This window comes from Geodermatophilus sp. SYSU D01045, from assembly GCF_054050295.1.
Window position 1 is genome coordinate 164,152 of record NZ_JBJGZB010000007.1, and the last position, 6,672, is coordinate 170,823.

Consider the following 6,672-nt stretch of genomic DNA (forward strand, 5'->3'; position numbering starts at 1 on the left):
AGTGGGGCCCGGAGGGTCCCGCGATCGAGCGCCGGGGTGGGCTCGACGCAGCTGGGGGACGGCACCTGGCCGCGGTGTCGGCCGGCAGGCCGACCGATGGCACAGCTCAGGCCGCGCGCGAGGCCGCCGTCGCGCCCCTGCCGTCCTGCGCCTCCGCGGCCTTGCAGAGGTTGCGGATCATGCTGCCGAAGACGACGCCGTGGAACGGCGAGATGCCCCACCAGTAGAGCTGCCCGAGCAGGCCGAACGGGTGGAAGGTCGCCTTCTGCCGCAGCCGGGTGCGCCCGTCGTCGGCACGTTCCACGTGGAACTCGAGCCAGGCGAGGCCGGGCACCCGCATCTCCGCGCGCAGCCGCAGCAGCGACCCCTCGTCGAGCTCCTCGACCCGCCACCAGTCCAGCGCGTCCCCGACGTAGAGGTCCGACGGGTCGCGCCGGCCGCGCCGCAGGCCCACCCCACCGACCGCCCGGTCCAGCCAGCCGCGGACCTCCCAGGCCAGCGGGAAGCTGTACCAGCCGGTCTCCCCGCCGATGCCCTCGACCACCCGCCACAGCGCCTCCGGCGAGGCGTCGGTCTCCCGCGTCCGCTCGTCGAGGAACAGGCTGCCGCCGGCCCAGTCCGGGTCGGTGGGCAACGGGTCCGACGGCGCACCGGGCACCGAGGCCCCGGTCCACCGGGTGTCGACCGCGCGGTTGCGCACCTTCTGGATCGCCAGCCGCACCGCCTCGTCGAAGGGCAGCAGCCCCTCCGGCGGGTCGGGCACGTAGCGGGCGACGTCGTGCTCGGTGACGACGACGGTGTTGCGCAGCGACTCCACCAGCGGCCGTGCGATGGACGCCGGCACCGGGGTGATGACCCCGACCCAGTGGCTCGACAGCGACGGCGTGAAGAACGGGACCGGCAGGATCCGCCGCCGCGGCAGCCCGGCCACCTCGGCGTACCGCTGCATCATGTGCGCGTAGTCCATGACGTCGGGGCCGCCGATGTCGAAGCAGCGGTGCACGTCCGGCGACAGCGTGGCGCAGCCGACCAGGTAGCGCAGCACGTCGCGGATGGCGATCGGCTGGATGCGGCTGTGCACCCAGCGGGGCGTGACCATGACCGGCAGCCGCTCGGTGAGGTAGCGCAGCATCTCGAACGACGCCGAGCCCGAGCCGAGGATGACCGCGGCCCGCAGCACGACGGTGGGCACGCCGGAGTCGAGCAGGATGCGGGCCACCTCCGCGCGCGAGCGCAGGTGCGGGGACAGCTCCTCGTCCTGCGGCTCGAGCCCGCCCAGGTACACCAGCCGCCCGACGCCGGCCTCCCGCACCGCGTCGGCCATGACCTGCGCGGTGTGCCGGTCGCGCTCCTCGAACTCGCGGCCGATCGCCAGCGAGTGGATCAGGTAGTAGGCGACGTCGGCGCCCTCGCAGGCGCGGCGGACGGCACCGGGGTCGGCGGCGTCCCCCTCGGCGACCTCGACGCGGTCGCGCCAGGGGAGGTCGCGCAGCTTGCGCGGTGAGCGGCTGAGCACCCGGACCCGGTGGCCGGCGGCCAGCAGTTCCGGGACGAGCCGGCCGCCGACGTAACCGGTCGCACCGGTGACCAGGCAGGTGAGTGGGCGCGCTGCTGGCTGCATGTCGACCAGTCTGGGAGTCGCCGGCGGACGGTGCCGTCCGATCGACCCGTCCAGCGGCCCCTGGGCGGGCGTGTCGACCCCCGGGGCAACACCGGTGGTACGCCGCGAGCCGCGAGTGGCGCAGGGACGGCCTCAGGGGCCGCGCGGCGCGGTTTCTGTCGGTGGACCCGGTAACATGGAGGACAGGAATCCCCAGCATCCGGCTGAGCGGCGCTGTGCGCCCCCGGGCCCCTCTCGGAGGAGAGGTGCCCGCATGCCGGGAGCGCGACAGAAGGGCCCCACGTGGTCGCTCGACCGAAGACCGAGAACTCCTACTCCGGCAGCTCCATCACCGTCCTCGAGGGGCTCGAGGCGGTCCGCAAGCGGCCCGGCATGTACATCGGCTCCACCGGTGAGCGCGGCCTCCACCACATGGTGTGGGAGGTCGTCGACAACGCCGTGGACGAGGCGCTGGCCGGCTTCTGCGACACCGTCCGCGTCACCCTGCTGGCCGACGGCGGCGTCCGCGTCGAGGACAACGGCCGCGGCATCCCGGTGGACGTGCACCCCGTGGAGAAGCGGCCGACCGTCGAGGTCGTCATGACCGTCCTGCACGCGGGCGGCAAGTTCGACGGCAAGAGCTACGGCGTCTCCGGCGGTCTGCACGGCGTCGGCGTCACCGTCGTCAACGCGCTGTCCACCGCGCTCGACGTCCGCATCTGGCGGGACGGCCGCGAGTGGCACCAGGCCTACGAGTTCGCCAAGCCCGGCAAGCTGGAGGAGGTCGGCCCGACCTCCAAGCAGGGCACCCAGATCACCTTCTGGGCCGACGGCGGCATCTTCGAGACGACGACCTACTCGTTCGACACCATCAGCCGCCGGCTGCAGGAGATGGCCTTCCTCAACAAGGGCCTGAAGATCGTCCTGCGCGACGAGCGGCCTGGCCAGGGCAAGGCCGAGACCGGCGTGGCCGACGAGGTGTCGGTGGCCGAGGCGGCCCTGCAGCCCGGTGCCGAGGAGGAGGCCTTCGAGGCCACCGAGGTCACCTACCACTACGAGGGCGGCCTCATCGACTACGTCGGCCACATCAACGCCAAGCGGACGCCGATCCACCGCTCGGTCATCAGCTTCGGCGCCGAGGGCACCGGCAAGAACGACATGCGCATGTCGGTCGACGTCGCGATGCAGTGGTCCGACGCGTACTCCGAGTCGGTCTACACCTTCGCCAACGTCATCAACACGCACGAGGGCGGCACCCACGAGGAGGGCTTCCGCGCGGCGCTGACCTCGATCGTCAACCGCTACGCCGTCGACAAGAAGCTGCTCAAGGAGAAGGACGAGAAGCTCACCGGCGAGGACATCCGCGAGGGTCTGGCCGCGATCGTCTCGGTCAAGATCGGCGACCCGCAGTTCGAGGGCCAGACGAAGACCAAGCTCGGCAACACCGAGGTCAAGGGCTTCGTGCAGAAGGTCTGCAACGACCAGATCACGCACTGGTTCGAGGCCAACCCGACCGAGGCCAAGACCATCATCACCAAAGCCGCCTCGGCCGCCCGCGCCCGCCGCGCCGCGCAGGACGCCCGCAAGCTCGCCCGCAAGAACCTGCTGAGCAACAACTCGCTCCCGGGCAAGCTCGCCGACTGCCGCTCGACCGACCCGCGCAACTCCGAGATCTACATCGTCGAGGGCGACTCGGCCGGCGGCTCGGCCAAGTCCGGCCGCGACTCGATGTTCCAGGCGATCCTGCCGATCCGCGGCAAGATCATCAACGTCGAGAAGGCGCGCATCGACCGGGTCCTCAAGAACACCGAGGTCCAGTCGATGATCACCGCCTTCGGCACCGGCATCCACGACGAGTTCGACCTGTCGAAGCTCCGGTACCACAAGATCGTGCTGATGGCCGACGCCGACGTCGACGGCCAGCACATCTGCACCCTGCTGCTGACCCTGCTGTTCCGCTTCATGCGGCCGCTGGTCGAGGCCGGGCACGTCTACCTGGCCCGGCCGCCGCTGTACAAGATCAAGTGGGGCGGCAAGTGGGGTGACGAGTACGCCTACTCCGACCGGGAGCGCGACGCCCTGCTCGCCGCCGGCAAGGAGGAGGGCCGCAAAGTCCGCGAGGAGATGATCCAGCGGTACAAGGGCCTCGGCGAGATGAACGCCAGCGAGCTGTGGGAGACCACGATGAACCCGGAGACCCGCCTGCTGGGCCAGGTCACCCTCGAGGACGCCGCGACGGCCGACGAGCTGTTCAGCGTGCTCATGGGCGAGGACGTCGAGGCCCGCCGCAGCTTCATCACCCGCAACGCCAAGGACGTCCGCTTCCTGGACGTCTGAGGAAGGACCCCCTCGCCCCCCACTGCTCGCGAGCTCGCAGTGGGCCCCTGCGAGGGGGCCACCCGTCGACACCAGTGGCGTCCACTCACCGTGCACCGATCCGTGGAGAACTGACCAGTGACCGAGACCCCTGCCCGCGACCGCGTCGAGCCGGTCGACCTGCAGCAGGAGATGCAGCGCAGCTACATCGACTACGCGATGAGCGTCATCGTGGGCCGCGCGCTGCCGGAGGTGCGCGACGGCCTCAAGCCGGTGCACCGCCGCGTCCTCTTCGCCATGTACGACCAGGGCTTCCGCCCCGACCGCGGCTACGTCAAGTGCGCCCGGCCGGTCGCCGAGGTCATGGGCAACTACCACCCGCACGGTGACTCGGCGATCTACGACGCCCTCGTGCGGCTCGCCCAGCCGTGGTCGATGCGCTACCCGCTCATCGACGGCCAGGGCAACTTCGGCTCGCCGGGCAACGACCCGCCGGCCGCCATGCGGTACACCGAGTGCCGCCTCACGCCGCTGGCCATGGAGATGCTGGCCGGCATCGACGAGGAGACCGTCGACTTCCAGGCGAACTACGACGGCCGCACGCAGGAGCCGCTGGTCCTGCCCTCGCGGATCCCCAACCTGCTGATCAACGGCTCGGCGGGGATCGCCGTCGGCATGGCCACCAACATGCCGCCGCACAACCTGCGCGAGGTCGCCGAGGCCGCCTACTGGATGCTCGACAACCCGGACGCGGAGCCGGAGGAGGCCCTGAACGCCTGCATGAAGGCGATCCCGGGCCCCGACTTCCCGACCCACGGCCTGATCGTCGGGCGCGAGGGCATCGAGGACGCCTACCGCACCGGCCGCGGCTCGGTGAAGATGCGCGCCGTCGTCACGGTCGAGGAGGACAGCCGCGGCCGCGTGCAGCTCGTCGTCACCGAGCTGCCGTACCAGGTCAACCCGGACAACCTGGCCGAGGCGATCGCCGAGGCGGTCAAGGACGGCCGGCTGCAGGGCATCAGCGAGATCGCCGACGAGTCCAGCGACCGCGTCGGCCGCCGGCTGGTCATCACCCTGCGCCGCGACGCGGTGGCCAAGGTCGTGCTGAACAACCTGTACAAGCACACGCAGCTGCAGACCTCGTTCGGCTGCAACATGCTCTCGATCGTCGACGGCGTCCCGCGGACGCTGCGTCTGGACGAGCTGGTCCGCAACTGGGTCCACCACCAGATCGAGGTCATCGTCCGGCGCACCCGCTACCGGCTGCGCAAGGCCGAGGAGCGCGCGCACATCCTGCGCGGCTACGCCAAGGCCCTCGACCAGCTCGACGCGGTCATCGCGCTCATCCGCAACAGCGAGTCCGCCGAGGCCGCCCGCACCGGCCTCATGCAGCTGCTCGACGTCGACGAGGTCCAGGCGACCGCCATCCTCGACCTGCAGCTGCGCCGGCTGGCGGCGCTGGAGCGGCAGCGGATCCTCGACGAGCTGGCCGAGATCGAGGCCCGCATCGCCGACCTGCAGGCGATCCTCGACTCCCCGGAGCGGCAGCGGCAGCTGGTCCGCTCCGAGCTGGAGGAGATCGTCGAGAAGTACGGCGACGACCGCCGCAGCAAGTTCGTGGCCAACGACGGCGACGTGACGATGGAGGACCTCATCGCGGAGGAGGAGGTCGTCGTCACCATCACCCGCACCGGCTACGCCAAGCGGACCAAGAGCGACCTCTACCGCTCGCAGCGGCGGGGCGGCAAGGGCGTGATGGGCGCCCAGCTCAAGCAGGACGACATCGTCGACCACTTCTTCGTGGGCTCCACCCACGACTGGATCCTGTTCTTCACCACCAAGGGCCGGGTCTACCGGGCCAAGGCCTACGAGCTGCCCGAGGCCAACCGGACCGCCCGCGGCCAGCACGTGGCCAACCTCCTGGCGTTCCAGCCCGACGAGCGGATCGCCCAGGTCATGCAGATCAAGGACTACGGCGTCGCGCCGTACCTGGTCCTGGCCACCGCCAACGGGCAGGTGAAGAAGACCCGGCTGTCGGACTTCGACTCCCCGCGCAGCGGCGGCGTCATCGCGATCAACCTGCGCGAGGGCGACGAGCTGGTCGGTGCGGCGCTCATCGACCCCGAGCAGGACCTGCTCCTGGTCACCCGCTCCGCGATGTCGATCCGGTTCAAGGCCGACGACGCCACGCTGCGGCCGATGGGGCGGGCCACCGAGGGCGTGCGCGGCATCTCGCTGTCGCCCGGTGACCGGCTGCTGTCGATGATGGTCGTGGAGGAGGGCGTCGACGTCCTGGTCGCCACCGAGCGCGGCTTCGCCAAGCGGACCGGCATCGAGAACTACCCGCCGCAGGGCCGCGGTGGGAAGGGCGTGCTCACCGCCGACCCGAAGGCGCGCAAGGGGGCCCTGGTCGGGGCGCTGGCGGTCCGGCTCGGCGACGAGCTGTACGCCATCACCTCCGGCGGCGGCGTGATCCGGACGCCGGTCAACGGCGTGCGCCACAACAAGGACCGGGCCACCATGGGTGTCAAGCTCATGAACTTGCCCGAGGACGTGTCGATCGTGGCGATCGCGCGCACGACGGACAACGACGAGCCCGCCGCCTAGGGTGGAACCGGGAGCAGGCGTGGGGGGGGGGGCGCGCCGCCCCCCCCCCCCCCCGCGCCCGGCTGCTCGCGGCGTGGGAGGAGGTGCGGCGGGACGGCGGGGCGGCCGTCGACCCGGGCTTCCTCGTCGTCGGCGAGGCGGGCATCGGC

3 protein-coding genes are annotated in these 6,672 nt (G+C 71.4%); 2 read left to right on the forward strand and 1 reads right to left on the reverse strand.

All coding sequences use genetic code 11. The features are described 5' to 3' along the window. Positions 1-106: 106 nt before the first annotated feature. Positions 107-1,621, reverse strand: coding sequence for an SDR family oxidoreductase (locus ACI798_RS08165; protein WP_457047662.1), 1,515 nt, complete (start codon positions 1,619-1,621; stop codon positions 107-109). Between the two features lie 282 nt (positions 1,622-1,903). Here ACI798_RS08165 and gyrB point away from each other — a divergent pair, with 282 nt between their 5' ends. Then, positions 1,904-3,937: a DNA topoisomerase (ATP-hydrolyzing) subunit B gene (gene gyrB / locus ACI798_RS08170; protein WP_456940435.1), complete on the forward strand. Its 2,034-nt coding sequence runs from the start codon at positions 1,904-1,906 to the stop codon at positions 3,935-3,937. A 117-nt stretch (positions 3,938-4,054) separates the two neighbouring features. Continuing rightward, entirely contained in the window at positions 4,055-6,523 is a 2,469-nt protein-coding gene (gyrA, locus tag ACI798_RS08175) for a DNA gyrase subunit A (RefSeq protein ID WP_456940434.1), read from the forward strand. Positions 6,524-6,672: the final 149 nt, after the last annotated feature.